Below are 16,707 nucleotides of genomic sequence, written 5' to 3' on the forward strand. Positions count from 1 at the left end.
CCCCGCCTTCAATTCGAATTTGTTGTTTTTGGAATAGACCATATGTTCACACTACCCAGTTTTTCTTCCACTTCAGCAAGCGTACAAACTTGTGTTCCTGGCTTCAAAGCCGTTACGGTTCCTGCAGCTGAGCTCCACCTCGCAGCTTCTTCCAGCGACATGCCATGCAGCATGCAATAAATGAGCGCGGCTACCATGGAGTCCCCAGCCCCCACTGTACTTAGGGGAGTAATTGGAGCAGGTTTGGCGCGAATGGCCTCCGTCTCCGTTACAAGAATCGATCCCTCTCCACCTAAAGAAACAGCCACGTAAGCAATTCCTTTAACGATTAATCTTCTTGCCGCATCGATAATCTCTTCATCTGTCCGGAAGGACTCTCCGAAGAACGACTCCAGCTCATGAATGTTCGGTTTGATCGCGTAGGGAACAGCCTCAATACCATGCACGAAAGACTCACCATCCGCATCCAATACGGTCCGTACACCTGCCTCATTGGCAATTTGGATAAGTGTCTTATAGAAATCACTCGGTATTCCCTTTGGCAAACTGCCCCCCAGGACAACTAACGCAACGTGACTAACATCGTTTCTGAAACGATCAAGAAATTGACTTAACACGTCTTCGTCTACCGTAAAACCTGGCTCATTCAACTCCGTTGTTTCCCGGGTATGTTCCACATACAGCTTCAGGTTCGTTCTCGTTTCACCCTTGGCCTGAACAAACCAATTCGGGATGCCTAGACTCGAAAGTGTATCCGTCAGCACATTCCCCTGGCGCCCTGCACACAGGCCCCAAGCCGTCACATCAACGGAAAAATTCTTCAGCACTTTGGCAACATTGATGCCCTTTCCTCCAGCATCCATTCGCCATTCTTTAATCCGGTTCAACCCGCCAAGAACAAAATCTTCTACCGTTACCGTTTTATCTAAGGCCGGATTCAATGTAATCGTTAAGACAGGCAGCTTCATGACTTCCTCCCACCTGTCTGTACGACGGTAACGGTAACCCCAGCAGTATCAAGCTCTTTCAGTGCATTGTCCGATATACCGTCATCCGTCAACAGCTGGTCAATCTCGGATAATGCCGCAACCTTAGCAAAAGATACTCTTCCGTATTTGCTGTGATCCATGAGTAAAATCACTTGCTTGGTTGAACGGAAGAAAGCCCGTTTGGTGGAAGCCTCCAACATATTCGGTGTTGTCAATCCAATGACAGGATCCAGACCATTGATAGCCACGAAGGCTTTATCAACATGCACAGTTTCCAGCGCCTTCTCAGCTAACGGACCTACCATCGCCAACGTTTCATGACGCAAGGTGCCGCCCGTGAGAATCAAATCGATTCCTGTATTGGCAGACAATTCTTGAGCTACCGCAACGGAATTGGTTACTACCGTAAGCTTTTTGAATGTTTTCAATTCTTTAGCCAAATAATACGTTGTAGTTCCCGAATCGAGTATGATGGAATCGCCTTCTCGAACCATAGAAGCGGCTTCTTTGGCTATCAGCTCCTTTTGTAAACGATAGCGATCTTCTTTTTCCACAAAAGTAGGCTCAGAATTGTCACTGACAAAAGCTACAGCTCCTCCATGCGTACGGCGAAGCTTGCCTTCTTCCTCAAGGATCTTCAGATCTCTGCGGACCGTTGATTCAGACACCTGAAAATGCTGAGCCAGCTCTTGAACGGACGCACGCTCTTTCACTTGAACATAATCGGCGATCTTCTGCTGACGTTCTTCCTCAAACAGCATCACGACCCCCCCTATTCCATTTCATATATTTGCGCATATACGGTCATGCATTTGATTATTTACTCTCATTTATGATTATATGTGATCGATATTTATTTGTAAAGCGCTTTCCAGAGGTAATTTCTTTCATATTAGTCATATTTGATTACAACATAATAAGCTGCCGCGAATGAAAAACCCACCCTCAAAAGGGTGGGTTTTTAGAAGCTGCTATGATGAGGTCACTTTCGCTTTTCTCCGAGTTCGGGATGAAAACGTCCAATTCACGAAAAAAATACCGATAAGGATGAGTGATCCCCCTACATACACGAACCATTCTATGACTTCACCAAGCAGCAGCCACCCTGATACAACCCCAAAGAACGGGGCGAGAAATAAGAAAGCGCTCGTTTTACCAGGATCCCCTTGTTTCAATAAGAAGAACCATGAAGCGAATTGCACGATAGAAGCCATGATTGCAAGCCACAATAGAATCAACACGGCGGATACGCCTAGGATTAGCTTCGGAGTTTCTATGATCACACTCATAACAAGGAGAAGGAGACCACCGAACAGCATTTGGTAAGCGGTTAGGACCCACACATCGAAACTGGCTCCCCATTTCTTAACGAGCAGTGTGGAGATAGCCCACGAAATCGCAGAGCCCATCCCAAGCAGCGTACCCGTTTGCAACTGCATGTGAACACCAAGCGTGATAAACACACCAGCACAACCGATCATGACACCCATCCATTGGGATATTCGGTATTTTGCGCCTAGAAACAGCGTTCCCAGCACGATGACAAGCAGTGGATTGGTGAAAGTCAGAATCGAAGACTCCCCAGCGGTAATCGTGCGTAAGCTTAGAAAAATGCAACCCATGACGCCGGCTGTTTGGAAGAGCCCCACGCTCATGATTCTGCTCCAGTCTCGAAGATCACCTGGACGCGGTCTTTTTCTCACAAACAGAGCCATAATTAGTCCTGCCAGCGTAAAGCGGCAGCCTACCAACAAAAGAGGTGAGAAATAGGCCAAACCCATTTTACCGACAGCGAATGAAGATCCCATCAGTGATGTTGTGACAACAACCATTAATCCAAATAAATAGCGATTCATATTATCCTCCCATAGATTGCATACACGTTCAGGATGATTGTTGTCTTCACACTGAAATTTCGTTTATTATCGAAGTATGACTGTAATACTTATCTTTGTATATATATTATAAACTGAATTGATTTCGTTCTGTATCGAATTATGATTGTATGAAACGGAGGCTGATATGGATGTGTACGAATCCAAATATTGTGGAAGTGGCTTCGCTGATAGGCGAACCATCACGTATCACGATTCTGCTGAATCTTCTCGGCGGCAAATCGCTACCCGCCAGCGAACTAGCACGATTCGCGCGCATAACGCCTCAGACAGCAAGCTCCCACCTATCGAAGATGGTGGAAGGCGGACTGCTCGTCCATGAGTCGTATGGACGGCACAAGTATTACCGGCTGGCTAACGCCGAGGTGGCCTATGCCCTGGAGGCGCTGCAAGCGATCGCCTCCCCGAAGCCGATTCGCTCGCTGCGCGAATCAGATCAACTAAGGGCGCTGCGTTATGCGCGCACCTGCTATGATCATATAGCCGGCCAGATTGGCGTAGCCCTGACGGACCGGCTTCTTGAATTAGGCCTGCTGCAGGAGGCAGGCAAGGATTTCATCCTCAGCCCTGCGGGTAAGCAGCGACTGGAACGCTTCGGCGTCGAGGTCGAGGAAGACCGTAAACGCAGGCGCCATTATGCACGGCAATGCCTCGACTGGAGCGAGCGCCGTCATCATATCTCGGGTACGCTTGGCGCTGCTCTCACACGCCGGCTATTCGAACTTCGCTGGATTGAACGGCTGGCCGATAGTCGGGCTGTGCGCATCACTCCTGAAGGTCTGCAAGGGCTTCGCGATGAATTCGGTGTTGATCTGTGACTCCTAACGAATACATAAATTTCAGGAACCACAACAGCCCCCGTTCACATATATTGGTGTAGCGTATATCTGGCAAAAAAATCTAAAGGAGATTATTCATGAATTATCCTCCTTCCTATTACACATACACATCCCCCTACTCACCCTATAATCGTTACCCTATTCCTGCTGCTTACTATCCTGCTTACTGGGCTTGGCATCGTGATTTTCCTCCAGTCGATACGAAGGTACTCTCGCATTCGGTTGCAACCTCTCAGACCCTCCTACGAGACGCCTCTCTCTTAATTCAAAAGCTGGAAGACCCAGCTATAGCCGGCCAATTGATGAGCAATGCCCAGAATGGCAATCAGAAGGAAGTGGATCGGATTGTTCACACTTTCGGCATTGAGTCCATCATACTGACTAAATTTACACCAAGCGTTGTTCATTTCACTATCGATCCTCGCGTCCCCGAGAAACAGTGCTGTGAAGTGGTATTGTCCCTTAAATGGGGTAAATGACAAAAACAAAGAGCAATCGAAACCAATATGTTCGTTGGCTTGGATTGCTCTTCATAGTTCTTAACGGACGTCCGCTGCGTTCAACAATGGCCATATTTTCCCCAGCCAATAAGCTAGAATGACGAGCACAATCCAATAAAAGATATAATAAACATCTAGCATCGAATAGGAAGATACATAATAATAAGTCCGTTTTTTTTGCGCGGAAAAACGCTTCGCTTCCATGGCCACAGCTGTCCGGTGGGCGCGGCGTATGCTCTGGGCAAGCAGTGGAATGGCATACATTCGCAGTGTCGTATACCATCCGGTGATAGGATTACGCTTCTTCTTGCCCCGCACCTTCAGCGCATAGCGAAGGGTTTGGAATTCTTCGAGCATGAGCGGAAGCATTCGCAGCGCGGCGAGGAAGCTGTAGGCGTATTTCGGCGCTACCTTCCACTGCTGCATCATAGCATAAAATAGTGCAACGGGCCGTGTGGTTAAGCTAAACAGCAGCCCGACCGCAGCAACCTGAAGGCCCCGAAAGCCCAGATGGATCCCGCGATAGAAGCTTTCTTCGGTGATACGGATGAAGCCCAGCTGGTACCAAAGCGTATCTCCGCTGCCGAACATCATCATCCCCGTGGAAGAGGATAGGAAGATTAGCAAGAACGGTGAGGCATACAACAGCAGCCGCTTCATCGGATGGCCTGAGAACAAGAAGAGCGGCATCAGAGCGCCCAAGGTCAAATACATCATCGCATTCAAATTATGCGTGAACACGACAACAATAAACAGAAGGATGGACAGGATCAGCTTCACACCCGGATTCACCCGGTGCAGCCAGGTTTCACGATACGCGAATGTTAGTTGCATAGCATCGCAGCTCCTTCTGCAGCATGTGCAGCGGAGGCCGGCAGCTTCCCAGCCGGCAACTCCTTCACATGCCCATCTTCAACCTGCCAAACGCGAGTGGCGCAGCGTTTCACAATCTCCAGATCGTGCGTGACCATCACAATCACAGTTCCGCTCGCCCGCAGCTGCTCCAGCTGCTGCAAGATGCGGAGGGTACCACGGGCATCAAGCCCGAAGGTGGGCTCATCCAGCAGCAGAATGCGGGGGCCGCGTACCATCGCGGACGCCACGCTTAAGCGCCTCTTCTGGCCCATCGACAGCTGGAACGGATGCCTCTTGCGCAGCGCGAGCAGGTCGTATTCCCTAAGCAGCAGCTCTATAGCCGCCCACTGCACATCCCGCCCCTGATCCGTCTCCAGCAAGGAGTAGGCCAGTTCTTCCTCCACCGAATTCGTGACGAATTGGAATTCGGGGTTCTGGAACACAAAGCCGACTTGCTCCGCAAGCTGCTCGACTTTACTGCCCTTAACCCCCTCGATCCAGCAGCTGCCGCGGGTTGGGATGAGCCGCATGATCGCTAACAGCAGCGAGCTTTTGCCTGCGCCATTGGCACCGACAACGGTAATCCAGTCGCCAGGATAGACGTTCAAGTTATCCACAGAGGTCTTGATCTGCCCTCCGCGTAACCCTACAAAATCGCGAAAGGTCATGACCGGCGCCGAAGTCTGAATGATGGAGGTTGTTTTTAACTCCATCTCCTTATCGTCCCAAACACCAGGGTACCAGATCCCATAGTCAATCATTTGCTGTTTATAAGCTTCGAACACCTCTTGAGGCGTGCCATCTGCTAGCAGTCCTCCATCTGGTGACATAACGATCAAGCGGTTGATGAATCCTAGGATGCCGCTTATTTTATGCTCCACGATAACCAGTGTCTTCTCAGCACTAATCCTTCGAATCGTTTCCCATACCTGCTCAGTGCCTTCTTCATCTAGAAGCGCCGTAGGCTCGTCTAGGAACAGCACTTCCGGCTCTAGGGCGAGCACACTCGCAATAGCCAGCCGCTGTTTCATCCCTTGCGACAGATTCCCAACCAAAGTATGGGTGTCTTCTAGTTCAAGCCCCACCAACTCCAGATAATACGCGATACGAGCAGGCATCTCCTCACGAGGGACTTGTAAATTTTCCAAGACGAAAGCAATTTCCTCATCTACATACGGCATGCAGAACTGTGTCTCCGGATCTTGAAAGACATAGCCTGAGCGGCTTGGAGTGTGAATGCCATCTGCCTTCAGCGGAATCTCTACAATGTCGGGCACAATACCGCTTAACACTTGAAGCAGGGTTGATTTGCCGCAGCCGCTCGGCCCCAGAAGCAGGACCTTCTCTCCAGGTTCTATCGAAAAGGAAACCCCCTGAAATAACAGGGGGGCGTCTTCTCCGGGATATTTTAACCTTAGATTCGTCACGCTCATTCCTTCGCTCATCACGTTACCCCAATGCGTCGTAATCTTTCTTCGAAACAGGACGAACTAGGCTGAGCACACCGGTACGGGCCAGTGCACCCGCTAAGTAGTATGCGAATACGCCGGCGATCAAAGCGCTGCCCAAGAGACGAAGTCCAATAAACAGACAGTAGTTCCAGAATGTGAGTTGATCAATATAGCCATAGTAATTATCCACGAGTAAGGATAAAGCTGCGGATGCGAAGGACGCTAGGATTGTCACGCCCACATTTGCACGGCGGTAAAGGAAAAGAGCAAAAACGAGTTCAGCACCAAGCCCTTGCAGCAACCCATAGACAAGTGTCGAGACACCCCATGAGCCGCCAAAAAGCGCCTCTATCGTCGCCGCCGCTACCTCAGCCAATAACGCAACGCCGGGTTTGCGAATAACCAGAAATGCGAAGGTCGCAGCCATAAACCACATGCCATAGCTCAACTGCTCTGCGTGAAGACCGAATGGTTTCAAAATATCGTACATTGGCCCCCATACGCGATAAATCACACCAAACACCGCTGCGATCACTATAGTGATCAAGATATCAGTCAATTTCAAACCCTTTGCTGCTGTTTCTTTTTGTGCCATCTGTTTGTTCGACTCCTTTTCATATAGATATGTAAAATGGATAGGCGAACACGAAAAAAAAGCCCACCGGGTAGCGGCAGGCATAAAATTAGTGCGGAAAGGCACTTCATTCTCTACGCTGGCATTACCCAGATCAGATTAACGGTCAGTGGCATAGGGCCACTATCTCAGCCTGACTTCATCAAGCACCCGTGTTGCTATTCATTTGGCTTAACTGTAGCGGATTCCCAACTTTTTGGCAATCCTTTTTTTGGGACATTCGCTCTATTTCTCAATCAAATGCTGCAGATCATGCGTCAATCCGTTCAGCTGGCGAATACTGTCTACGATATCTTCAACACGCCTTTGCTGCACTTCAGCACTAGCAAGCACTTCTTGCACGGAAGCTGCGGATTGCTCAGTAATCGCCGCAACGGACGTCATTTCCTCAGCGACTCTTTGTGACGATGTTAGCAATTGAGCATTCATGCGCTGCAGGTTCTCCGCTTGTTCCATGACTTCAGCCGTATTGCTGTTGATGACTTCGAACAGCTGATCGACGCTCTCCGCTGATTTCTTACCAGACTCTACGGCGGTAATGCCGACGGCAACCTTCTCTACAGCTGTCTCTACTTTATCTTGAATAGAGCCTAGAATTTCCGAGATGTCTGTGGAAGCGACGTGCGCATTCTGCGCCAGCTTACGAATTTCGTTCGCAACAACGGAGAAGCCTTTGCCATGCTCGCCTGCGCGGGCAGCCTCGATGGAAGCATTTAACGACAAGAGATTCGTTTGATTCGCTATGTCGGCAATCGTTGTAACGATATTTCCGATTTTCACATTTTCTTCATTGACTGCATTCATAATTTCTGACGTTTCGGTCACGATAACCGTAATATCATTGATTTTGAGTGACAAATCTTCCATCTGATTCTTGCCTTCATTCGTCATCCGCGCCGTATCTCGGGATCTGCTGCTCATCGTGTTCGAAGCGGAAGAGGTCCTCTCAACCGTCTCATTTACTTCCTGAATAGCGGTTGTAATATCCGTGATGCTGGTTGCTTGCGACTCAATACCAATCGAGATTTCTTGAAAAGCAGCCACGACTTCTTCGGTAATTCTGCCCGTAACCGACGCATTATCCTGAAGCGTATTGCTGGATGTTCCAAGCACTTCTGTTGTTGTACGGACGCCTGTCAGAATTTCTTCTGACTTTATACGAGACACCTCAGACTCTTTCACGCTCTTCACTACATTAGCAAGCATTCTAGTTCCAATTTGGCCTTGCCCTACCAAGGTTAAAATGGTCAACAAGTAGAAAGCATTAATGGTTACTAGGCCGAAATCCCCGGGTAATGTGGAGCAAAAATAGTTCAAATTGATAAGTCCAATCACGGCATTAAGCAAAAGCGGTCGGAAGTTCATATACAAAGAAACGAGGGTCAAACCGAGAAACAAGATTAGAATACTGGACAGTGCGGGGTCATGGGCCATAAAAAAGTAAGAAATGATGTTAAAACCAACAGCAATGACATACATCGTGTAAGGTACCCAGATTTTTTTCCAAGTTAAAATGGTACATAAAAGTGCAATCGGTGCTCCGTAAGAGAGCAAAGTCATGATCAATTTCGGCGATTGATAGGCTGCCGCAATTCCAAGCACCAAGCATCCCCATAACAATTTGACCATTAATCCATTTCTTCTGTGTAGTTCTAATCGTTGTTCTGACACTGGAACTTCTCTCCTTTTATTCTACATGAAATGACATTTTATTACATAATTCAACAAAGGGTTGAATAATCCTCTATTTGGAATGATAAAGAGCAAGATCATTACGCAGAAATTGACTTCTAGCTAATAGTGAAACTACAATATGTAGTGTTGGTAATTAAAAATTTATTCTAAAAGGAGATCATTTATAATGGATCATTCAACCATGCAGCACGGACCTGATTTTATGGCTATTTTGCTTTACATAGGATTGGCTATTTTTGTTTTATCGATTATTGGCTATGTATTGGCCGCGAAAGCGCACAAACAGAACTCTAGTCGATTGAAAAAGGCGGAGAAACAGGTTTTGAAAAAAAAGCAAAAGACCTGGCTGCTTCTCTCTCACACTCTTGTTATTATCGCGATATGCTGTGTGGGAACCTCGCTTATTCAGCAAAATTCCAGCAAATACAGTGTAGAAAAACTGAATTTTAATGCTCCTATTCAGGTCGTGACAGATAAAGATTATGGACGAGGGCATGCAGAGGGTACACTATCCTATGAAATGAAAATCCCGACCTCCGGTACACACAGTCCGCATGACTTAAAGTTCGGCTTTTATAAGGAAAGACCTTCCTATGAAATGCTTGTTCATAATTTGGAGCATGGCGATATCATTATTCATTACCACCCTGATGCTCCTAAAGAATTGCTGGATCGCCTCGACTACTTGACGCATTTCAAGAAAGCCGGCGCCGGTGTATTAGCTGTACCGAATCCAGATGTACCTAGCGATCAGGAGGTCGTTGTAACAGCATGGACCAAAACGATGCAGCTAACAAAGTTTGACGAAGCAAGTGTGGGGACGTTCATCTATCAGAACATTGATAAAGGCCCTGAACAGATCCCTTCCGAAGTACGCCGCGGCGGCGGTACGATGTAAGTTAATACTACTTGCGAATTGTTTCACGGTCGGATACTAAATCTGTCGGCACTAGGCCGGTTAGACGCCTGAATACACGGTAAAAATAAGACGGGTCATTGTACCCGATGAACTCGGAGATCTCGGTCACTGACAGTGCAGAATGTCTAAGCATGTAAATGCCCGTTTTGATCCTTGTGGCATGGACGAACTCGCTGATCGTTTGACCTGTCACTTTGCGAAAAAGCGCCGCTGTGTAGTTCGGAGATCGGCTTATGCACGCGGCAAGCTCGTCTTTGGTCACGTGCTCGCGGTAATGATTCTGAATGTAGCCTTTCATCTGCTCCACTAGCTGTGCAGTGGCGGTCGTTGTCGTATCTTGATCCCACTCTCTATGGAGATAGACAAACAGCTCTTTGAGCAGCGCTTCACACAGCGTTTGGTAATAGGATTGCTTGTCTTGCCACTGCTGATGGATAAGTCGCAAACGTTCGACAATCAACTCATATTTACCCGTTAATCGGCTAGTATAATGCGGCAGCTGAAGAAGTGGGAACAGTTCATCTGATGCATCAGCGGTGAATTGAACAACGTACTTTTCATGGATCTGGGTCGGTACACTTCTTCCATAAAAGGGGACTTTGCTCGGAATGAGCAGCCATTGCCCTTTCTCAACTACCTGCTTCTTCTCATTGATCCAATACACACATCGGCCATAGGTAACGAGAACGAGCGTCCAAGCAGGACATCCCTCCAGCTCTTCCTTGTACCAATTGCTGCTCTTGTCATACGTAAAGGTTATCACCTGCATAATGGCACCTTCCCACATACTATAGTACATACATCATACTATAGTTCATAGAACTTCGGCTCATTTAGGCATATAATGAAGCCAAAATTCAATCGTTACTATTGAAAGGAAGTTCTAACACCATGCGTAAAACAAAAATCATTTGTACCATGGGACCTGCTTGTGATTCCGTCCCTACTCTTAAAGAATTAATTCGCGCGGGCATGAGCGTCGCCAGATTAAATATGGCTCATGGCGATTTAGATGAGCATCGGGGACGCATTCAGCGCGTACGCCAAGCAGCTGCGGAGCTTGGTGTCATTATCCCTATTCTGATGGATATTAAAGGTCCGGAAATCCGCATTGGTCAATTGAAGGATGCTTCCTACGATTTGCAAAGCGGCGATCACATTGTGCTTACGACTGAACAAATTATCGGCGATTCAAGCCGTGTTTCCGTGAATTATCCTGGCCTTCCGCAAGATGTTAAGCCGGGGAACCTCATTCTTATCGATGATGGCTCTATCGAGCTACGTGTAGAAATGATTGACGGCACCGAAGTTACTTGCAGCGTCTTGAATCAAAGTGTATTGAAACAGCGTAAAGGCGTTAATTTACCAGGCGTGCGCACCTCTCTACCTGGTGTAACTGAGCGCGATGTGATGCATATTAAGTTCGGTGTTGAAGAGAATATCTCCATCGTCGCAATGTCTTTCGTACGTAACGGAAACGATGTTAGAGAAGTTCGCGCGATTTTGGAACAGAACGGCGCAGCGTTTACGCCGATTATTTCGAAGATTGAGAACGAAGAAGGCATGACGAATTTCGCTTCGATCCTTGAAGCTTCCGACGGCATCATGGTTGCACGGGGCGATCTCGGCGTCGAGATTCCAACGGAGGAAGTTCCAATTGCGCAGAAAGACATGATTCGCGCTTGTAATTTAGCTGGCAAGCCTGTTATTACGGCGACGCAAATGTTGGATTCCATGCAGCGCAACCCTCGTCCAACACGCGCAGAAGTGAGTGACGTGGCGAATGCGGTGCTCGACGGCAGCGACGTGGTCATGCTTTCCGGCGAAACAGCTGCAGGCAAGTATCCCATCGAGTCCGTGACGATGATGGCGACGATTGCCGAGCGCGTAGAGCAAACCATGGAGCGCAGCTCCTTGATCGATGCGCAGCTTCAGTCGAACAACGAAGTGACTGAGGTGCTATGCCAAGCGGTTGTGTCATCTGCTAACAAGCTGCACGCTGCAGCGATCTTGACGCCAACAGAGAGCGGCTTTACCGCTCGGATGATCGCAAAGTACCGCCCGGAAGCGCCGATTATCGCGGTGACGTCCAATGAATATGCGATCAACTACTTGAGCATGGTGCAAGGCGTTATCCCGATCCTTGGCGAATTCTGCGACTCCACTGACGCGATGATTCGCTCTGCCATCGGGCAAGCTGAGACGCTCGGCTACGTGAAGAAAGGCGACCTCACCGTCGTCTCCGCCGGTATCCCAGTAGGGAAATCAGGCACGACTAACCTGTTGAAGGTTGAGCGGGTTTAGTTTAAATAATCGTCTGCTGTGTCCTTCACCAGACTTATACGAAATGTTCAAAAAAAGACACCTCTGGTGTCTTTTTTTTGTTGGGTGGCATGGGAATCTCCCCTGAATTTCTCCTAAATTCATGCGCCCAAAAGGCTGAAAGCCCTTCTTATACCCACTATTCCACCTTTTTGCACTTACTGCACTCGCTTCGCTCTTCGCATGTACTGTTTCTACGATTCTCCCCCTTCACCGTTCGGTACTTGCTTCCTTTTGGGGCAGACTAATCAAGCTAAATGATGATGGAATAACGGAGGCCCCATGATTATCCGACTCGGATTTGTGTCTATAGCAATGGCGATCTTTAATAATACCCCTAGCTCCACTTTTACATATAAGCTCTTCTCTCAGCGCCCGCGTGAGGAAGCTATGCTGCGAGCCATCGAGATCGGACGCAAAAATCTCGAGGCGACTCAGCGGATTCTATACTATAATGCCGCTCACGGCATTCGCTTATTTCGTCTATCGTCATCGCTCATTCCACTAGCTACGCACCCAGATGTGCAGATTGATGTGGCCACCGAATATAAAGATGAGCTTCGAAAGCTCGGCGATTTCGCCAACACGCAGGGAATCCGACTAAGTATGCATCCTAATCAATTCACGCTGCTAAACGGTAGTGATTCAGTCGTGGAGGCTGCTGTAAGAGACTTGTCCTATCACGCGGCGATTTTGGATGGGATGGGACTTGATGAGTCAGCCATCATCAATATCCATGTTGGCGGTGTGTATGGAGATAAAGATGCCGCCACGGAGCGGCTATTTACTAAGATCTCTGAAGTGCCCGAGCAGGCCATGCGGCGTCTTACATTTGAGAATGACGATAAAACTTACACATTAGCGGAAACACTGGCCGTGAGCAAAAGGCTGCGCCGCCCCTGCATGCTGGATTTGCACCATGATTGGTGCAACCCATCCACAGCTTCCCCCATCGAACTACTGCCAGACATCGCTAAGACCTGGGGCGATATTCCGATGAAAATTCACGTCTCCTCGCCAAAGGATGCGAAAGAGTTCCGATCTCATTCTGACTACATTGAGCCCGATCAGCTCATCCCATTTCTGAAAAGCTGCAAGGAGGCAGGCCTCCCCCGCATTGACGTCATGATTGAAGCCAAAATGAAGGATCTAGCCTTGTTCCGGCTGGCGGAGCAGCTTGGAAAAATTCGCGGCGTGAAGCGAGTGGATGGTGGCGTTTTGACGTGGTAGAACAAAAAACCGTTTCTGACCGGATATCAGAAGCGGTTTTTATTCGTTGTTGTATCCTTTTTATCCAACGGAACTGTTTGAATCTGGCTCTTCACATGCCTTATCGCATTAATTTCACCGCCGATGATAATGATGAGCGCCGAAATATAGAACCACGTCATGAGCACGATGATCCCCCCGACACTGCCGTAAGTGGCGCTGTAGTTGGTGAAGTTATTGACATAGAAGGAGAAACCGAAGGATGTTAATTGCCACCCAGCTGCCGCGAATATCGCTCCGGGAAGGACGCTTTTGCAGGTTAGACAAGTATTGGGGGCTATATAGTAAATGCCGATGAAAACCACAAACACGATGACAAAGTTCACAATCCAGCGCAAGTTGTTCCACAAACCTACATGCTTCGCTGAAATCGAAATGTTGGCAAGTGTCCAATCCCCAATCCAATGGCCAAACACACTGAGCAGCAGCGCTGAAGCGATGACAATGAGCATGCCCAGCGTCAGCATCACAGCGAGCAAGCGAGAGTGAATGAAGCTTTTGCGCTCCGGCAAACCGTACGCTTTATTAACGGCAATGACGATCGCATTCATCGCTGCGCTGGCACTCATCAGGGCCAATATGATCCCGAAGGAAAGTGCGCCTCCTCTTTTCACATCAAGCAGATTGCTAAGCGTTTCCTCAAGCCAACCAGCGACAGCCCCCGGTATATATTCTTTAATAAGCCCCATGACATCATCCGAGGAGAACGGCAAATACCCCAACAAACTCAGAATAAATAGCAGAAAGGGGAACAGGGATAGCAGAAAATAGTAGGCACATTGGGCAGCAAGCCCTGTGGCATCGTGCTTTTCGAACTGATTCCAAAGCAATTTAAAGTAAGATATCCCCATATGTATATAGGTCCTTTCATCGGTCTATAAATGTGATAGAATAGGTAGTCCACTATTGCTATGAAACAGGTGATGATTTTGAATTCTCTTTCTATTTACCCTACACCATTAGGTACGAAACAAACCACTGAGCGACCTATCCCGCATGCGCGTATGGCGCTTTTAACGAATAGTTCCAATTTTTTGTCCGATGCCGATCGTGACGCTTATTTTTTCCGCGATTTAGAAAGCCATCAGATTCTGTTGAATGAAGCGCAGGTTCAGGCTGTGCGCCACTTCAAAGGTCCCTTACTTACCCTGGCGGGAGCCGGTTCCGGCAAGACAACTGTTCTGGTGTGCCGAGTGGCTTATTTATTGCGTGTCCACCGGGTCCATCCGTCGAATTTGTTATTGATTACTTTCTCGAAAAAGGCTGCCGAAGAGATGCGGGAACGCCTCACGTCTATGCCGGGTCTTGATCATAGTATGACCAATACGATGCAGGTGCGGACATTTCATGCTTTTTGCCTAAGATTACTGCGAATGAACGGGTTACAACAAGAGATTCTGAGTGATGGCCGCTATCAGCAAATCGTCTTCAAGCGCATCATGCTAAGCATGGGGCTGCAGGATACATACCAACCCGAAGTGCTCATTTCCTTGCTTTCCTCTTATAAAATGCAGTTGATCGAGGTCGAAGACCTTCCTGAAGGAACGGAAGAAGACAAAGAAGTAAAGCGGATTTTCATGCAGTATGAGCAGTGGAAAATGGAACAGCAGAAGATTGATTTTGATGATATTTTAATCAAAGCCTACCACTTATTGCGGCAAAACACCGATGTCCTGCGCTCCCTGCAGCGAAAGTTCACTTATATCAGTGTCGATGAGTTTCAGGATACGAATACCGTGCAATACGAAATCATTCAAATGATTGCAAAGGACCACGAGAATTTGATGGTCGTTGGTGATGATGACCAGACGATTTATTCGTTTAATGGTGCGCGAAATGAATTTATTCTACAGTTTCATGAGCAGTATCCTGCTGCCAAGACGGTCACTCTTGATATTAATTACCGCTCTACTTCAAGCATCGTCGGTTTGGGAAATGCGATCATCAAACATAATATACAGCGGAAGTCGAAGACCCTCCTCGCCACGAAGGAAAGTGATCGAAAGCCGCAATATGTGAAACCTATGAATAGCGATGATGAGGCTGATTGGTTAATTAACGATCTTCGGATTAAAGTAGCCGAGGGCGGCAGTCAGTATGGTGATTTCGCTATTCTGTATCGGACAGCCAGCAACAGTCGGGCGATTATCGAGCAGTTGATTCTTCATAATTTGCCTTTTGTGGATTACGGAAGCAACGACTCCTTCTACGATCAGTGGATGGTGAAACCGATTATCGATCACTTAAGGCTTGCTCATGAGCGGCGCAATTTCGAGGCTATAGAAGGTGTCCTCCCTTCATTATATATAGGACGAGACCAGGGCATGCGGATTATTCAAGATCAGGAAGCGATTCAGGCGAAAAAGTGGCCGCTTATCCATCTGCTCGGTCTGCCTCAGCTGAAAGATTTTCAGAAAGAAAAGCTCAAAAGCCGCATCCGTCTTATTAAGTCGCTTGCTGACATGAAACCTTTGGATGCCGTTCAGGCTATTCGCAAGGATTTCTACGATGCTTTCCTAGAGACAAACAAGCGCAGCAAGTTGACGAGTCATAGGGAGATGCTGAAGGAAACGCTGGACGAGCTGGAATCTTCGGCCAAGCGGTTCGATAGCGTGGAGCAATTTCTTTATTTTATCCATGAGGTCGCGGAAAAACGCACCGAAATGAGTCGGCTCCAAAAAGAACAATTTGCGAATAAAATTTCGCTCATGACGATTCATAAATCGAAGGGACTGGAGTTCCCGATCGTGTACTTGCTCTGTGCGATTGAGGGCAATCTGCCGCATAGCTCGGCACTCGACGCCAGCCATCTGGACGATGTGAAGATGGCTGGGGTTACGGGGCGCGATAAGGGAACCGCCGCGCTGGAGGAAGAACGGCGACTCGCCTACGTCGCCGTCACGCGCGCCAAGGCTGAGCTGCTGATCAGCTCGCCGGCGTTTTATCGCGGGAAGAAGGCGGAGCCTTCCCGCTTCCTGCTGTCCGCGTTCCCTGGCGCGGACCCTGTTGTCAGCCGCGAGCCTGCTGCGGCTGCGGGTTCTGCAGCGGCGCGGCGCCCGGCTGCTGCAGGGAAACCCGCCGCCGCGACTGAACGGGTCGCGGCGTGGATCTGCGAGCAGGCCGGCTGCAAGGCCTGGTCACGCATCTCTTCGCCGCAGGAAGCGAAGCTTGCGGCGAAGGCGTGCCCCTTGTGCAGCGCAGCGATGGTCAAGGGCAGCCGCATGGTTACGCTCACTCGTTAGCCGAGCATGGCCTGCATGCCTTCTAAAGCGGGTAGAATACACCCGCATCTGTCGGGGGGATTATCTAGGCTGGCAGATATTAACAAGGATTCACGTT

The 16,707-nt window shown here is 48.5% G+C and carries 15 protein-coding genes and 1 riboswitch; of the genes, 6 read left to right on the forward strand and 9 right to left on the reverse strand.

The features are described from left to right. Positions 1-8: 8 nt before the first annotated feature. The 3 genes from pfkB to ASG85_RS11365 form a co-directional block, all read right to left on the reverse strand. The gene (pfkB, locus tag ASG85_RS11355; protein WP_057302563.1) at positions 9-968 is read right to left on the reverse strand and encodes a 1-phosphofructokinase; all 960 of its coding nucleotides are present in this window, start codon (positions 966-968) and stop codon (positions 9-11) included. Beyond that, positions 965-1,750, reverse strand: a complete 786-nt coding sequence (locus ASG85_RS11360) for a DeoR/GlpR family DNA-binding transcription regulator (RefSeq protein ID WP_156389912.1) — start codon at positions 1,748-1,750, stop codon at positions 965-967. Before ASG85_RS11360 ends, pfkB begins: the two co-directional genes overlap by 4 nt. A 210-nt stretch (positions 1,751-1,960) precedes the next feature. Then, complete coding sequence (locus ASG85_RS11365; RefSeq protein WP_057302565.1) at positions 1,961-2,845, reverse strand: DMT family transporter; 885 nt, start codon at positions 2,843-2,845, stop codon at positions 1,961-1,963. Positions 2,846-3,015: 170 nt separating this feature from the next. On the opposite strand from ASG85_RS11365, the gene ASG85_RS11370 reads away from it, so the two are divergent. Then, positions 3,016-3,702, forward strand: coding sequence for an ArsR/SmtB family transcription factor (locus ASG85_RS11370; protein WP_060646279.1), 687 nt, complete (start codon positions 3,016-3,018; stop codon positions 3,700-3,702). Positions 3,703-3,800: 98 nt separating this feature from the next. Continuing rightward, positions 3,801-4,202: a hypothetical protein gene (locus ASG85_RS11375; RefSeq protein ID WP_060646280.1), complete on the forward strand. Its 402-nt coding sequence runs from the start codon at positions 3,801-3,803 to the stop codon at positions 4,200-4,202. A gap of 60 nt (positions 4,203-4,262) precedes the next feature. Here ASG85_RS11375 and ASG85_RS11380 read toward each other — a convergent pair whose 3' ends face one another. The 4 genes from ASG85_RS11380 to ASG85_RS11395 all read right to left on the reverse strand — a co-directional run bounded on the left by ASG85_RS11380 (position 4,263) and on the right by ASG85_RS11395 (position 8,834). Continuing rightward, positions 4,263-5,057 (reverse strand): energy-coupling factor transporter transmembrane component T family protein, encoded by a 795-nt coding sequence (locus ASG85_RS11380; protein ID WP_060646281.1) that lies wholly within the window; start codon positions 5,055-5,057, stop codon positions 4,263-4,265. Continuing rightward, positions 5,048-6,523, reverse strand: coding sequence for an ABC transporter ATP-binding protein (locus ASG85_RS11385; protein WP_060646282.1), 1,476 nt, complete (start codon positions 6,521-6,523; stop codon positions 5,048-5,050). Before ASG85_RS11385 ends, ASG85_RS11380 begins: the two co-directional genes overlap by 10 nt. A 4-nt stretch (positions 6,524-6,527) precedes the next feature. After that, a complete protein-coding gene (locus ASG85_RS11390) occupies positions 6,528-7,124 on the reverse strand; it encodes an ECF transporter S component (RefSeq protein ID WP_057302570.1) in 597 nt (198 codons plus the stop codon). Positions 7,125-7,218: 94 nt separating this feature from the next. Continuing rightward, positions 7,219-7,327, reverse strand: a riboswitch (TPP riboswitch). A 61-nt stretch (positions 7,328-7,388) separates the two neighbouring features. Then, positions 7,389-8,834: a methyl-accepting chemotaxis protein gene (locus ASG85_RS11395; protein WP_063860259.1), complete on the reverse strand. Its 1,446-nt coding sequence runs from the start codon at positions 8,832-8,834 to the stop codon at positions 7,389-7,391. A 190-nt stretch (positions 8,835-9,024) separates the two neighbouring features. Between ASG85_RS11395 and ASG85_RS11400 the strand changes: the two genes are divergently transcribed. Continuing rightward, on the forward strand, positions 9,025-9,756 hold the full coding sequence (locus ASG85_RS11400) for a DUF3105 domain-containing protein (RefSeq protein WP_060646284.1): 732 nt from the start codon (positions 9,025-9,027) through the stop codon (positions 9,754-9,756). Between the two features lie 7 nt (positions 9,757-9,763). On the opposite strand, the gene ASG85_RS11405 is transcribed toward ASG85_RS11400, so the two are convergent. Beyond that, the gene (locus ASG85_RS11405; RefSeq protein ID WP_060646285.1) at positions 9,764-10,546 is read right to left on the reverse strand and encodes an AraC family transcriptional regulator; all 783 of its coding nucleotides are present in this window, start codon (positions 10,544-10,546) and stop codon (positions 9,764-9,766) included. Between the two features lie 122 nt (positions 10,547-10,668). On the opposite strand from ASG85_RS11405, the gene pyk reads away from it, so the two are divergent. Next, positions 10,669-12,081 carry a pyruvate kinase gene (gene pyk / locus ASG85_RS11410; protein WP_060646286.1) on the forward strand — a complete coding sequence of 471 codons (1,413 nt, stop codon included), beginning with the start codon at positions 10,669-10,671 and terminating at the stop codon, positions 12,079-12,081. Between the two features lie 300 nt (positions 12,082-12,381). Beyond that, complete coding sequence (gene uvsE, locus ASG85_RS11415; RefSeq protein WP_060646287.1) at positions 12,382-13,329, forward strand: UV DNA damage repair endonuclease UvsE; 948 nt, start codon at positions 12,382-12,384, stop codon at positions 13,327-13,329. A 26-nt stretch (positions 13,330-13,355) separates the two neighbouring features. On the opposite strand, the gene ASG85_RS11420 is transcribed toward uvsE, so the two are convergent. Beyond that, a complete protein-coding gene (locus ASG85_RS11420) occupies positions 13,356-14,219 on the reverse strand; it encodes a YihY/virulence factor BrkB family protein (protein ID WP_060646288.1) in 864 nt (287 codons plus the stop codon). Between the two features lie 60 nt (positions 14,220-14,279). Between ASG85_RS11420 and ASG85_RS11425 the strand changes: the two genes are divergently transcribed. Then, positions 14,280-16,610, forward strand: a complete 2,331-nt coding sequence (locus tag ASG85_RS11425; RefSeq protein ID WP_082588053.1) for a UvrD-helicase domain-containing protein — start codon at positions 14,280-14,282, stop codon at positions 16,608-16,610. Positions 16,611-16,707 lie beyond the last annotated feature (97 nt).

Origin of the sequence: Paenibacillus sp. Soil724D2, assembly GCF_001427935.1 — a bacterium.
GTDB lineage: Bacteria > Bacillota > Bacilli > Paenibacillales > NBRC-103111 > Paenibacillus_E.

What these genes read in the sequence shown, in the direction of transcription:
- ASG85_RS11365 (WP_057302565.1), bottom strand. Translation starts at nt 2,845, where the DNA reads ATGAATCGCTATTTATTTGGATTAATGGTTGTTGTCACAACATCACTG.
- ASG85_RS11400 (WP_060646284.1), top strand. Translation starts at nt 9,025, where the DNA reads ATGGATCATTCAACCATGCAGCACGGACCTGATTTTATGGCTATTTTG.
- ASG85_RS11380 (WP_060646281.1), bottom strand. Translation starts at nt 5,057, where the DNA reads ATGCAACTAACATTCGCGTATCGTGAAACCTGGCTGCACCGGGTGAAT.
- ASG85_RS11370 (WP_060646279.1), top strand. Translation starts at nt 3,016, where the DNA reads ATGTGTACGAATCCAAATATTGTGGAAGTGGCTTCGCTGATAGGCGAA.
- ASG85_RS11420 (WP_060646288.1), bottom strand. Translation starts at nt 14,219, where the DNA reads ATGGGGATATCTTACTTTAAATTGCTTTGGAATCAGTTCGAAAAGCAC.
- ASG85_RS11405 (WP_060646285.1), bottom strand. Translation starts at nt 10,546, where the DNA reads ATGCAGGTGATAACCTTTACGTATGACAAGAGCAGCAATTGGTACAAG.
- ASG85_RS11385 (WP_060646282.1), bottom strand. Translation starts at nt 6,523, where the DNA reads ATGAGCGAAGGAATGAGCGTGACGAATCTAAGGTTAAAATATCCCGGA.
- ASG85_RS11390 (WP_057302570.1), bottom strand. Translation starts at nt 7,124, where the DNA reads ATGGCACAAAAAGAAACAGCAGCAAAGGGTTTGAAATTGACTGATATC.
- pyk (WP_060646286.1), top strand. Translation starts at nt 10,669, where the DNA reads ATGCGTAAAACAAAAATCATTTGTACCATGGGACCTGCTTGTGATTCC.
- ASG85_RS11375 (WP_060646280.1), top strand. Translation starts at nt 3,801, where the DNA reads ATGAATTATCCTCCTTCCTATTACACATACACATCCCCCTACTCACCC.
- ASG85_RS11425 (WP_082588053.1), top strand. Translation starts at nt 14,280, where the DNA reads ATGAAACAGGTGATGATTTTGAATTCTCTTTCTATTTACCCTACACCA.
- ASG85_RS11360 (WP_156389912.1), bottom strand. Translation starts at nt 1,750, where the DNA reads ATGCTGTTTGAGGAAGAACGTCAGCAGAAGATCGCCGATTATGTTCAA.
- uvsE (WP_060646287.1), top strand. Translation starts at nt 12,382, where the DNA reads ATGATTATCCGACTCGGATTTGTGTCTATAGCAATGGCGATCTTTAAT.
- pfkB (WP_057302563.1), bottom strand. Translation starts at nt 968, where the DNA reads ATGAAGCTGCCTGTCTTAACGATTACATTGAATCCGGCCTTAGATAAA.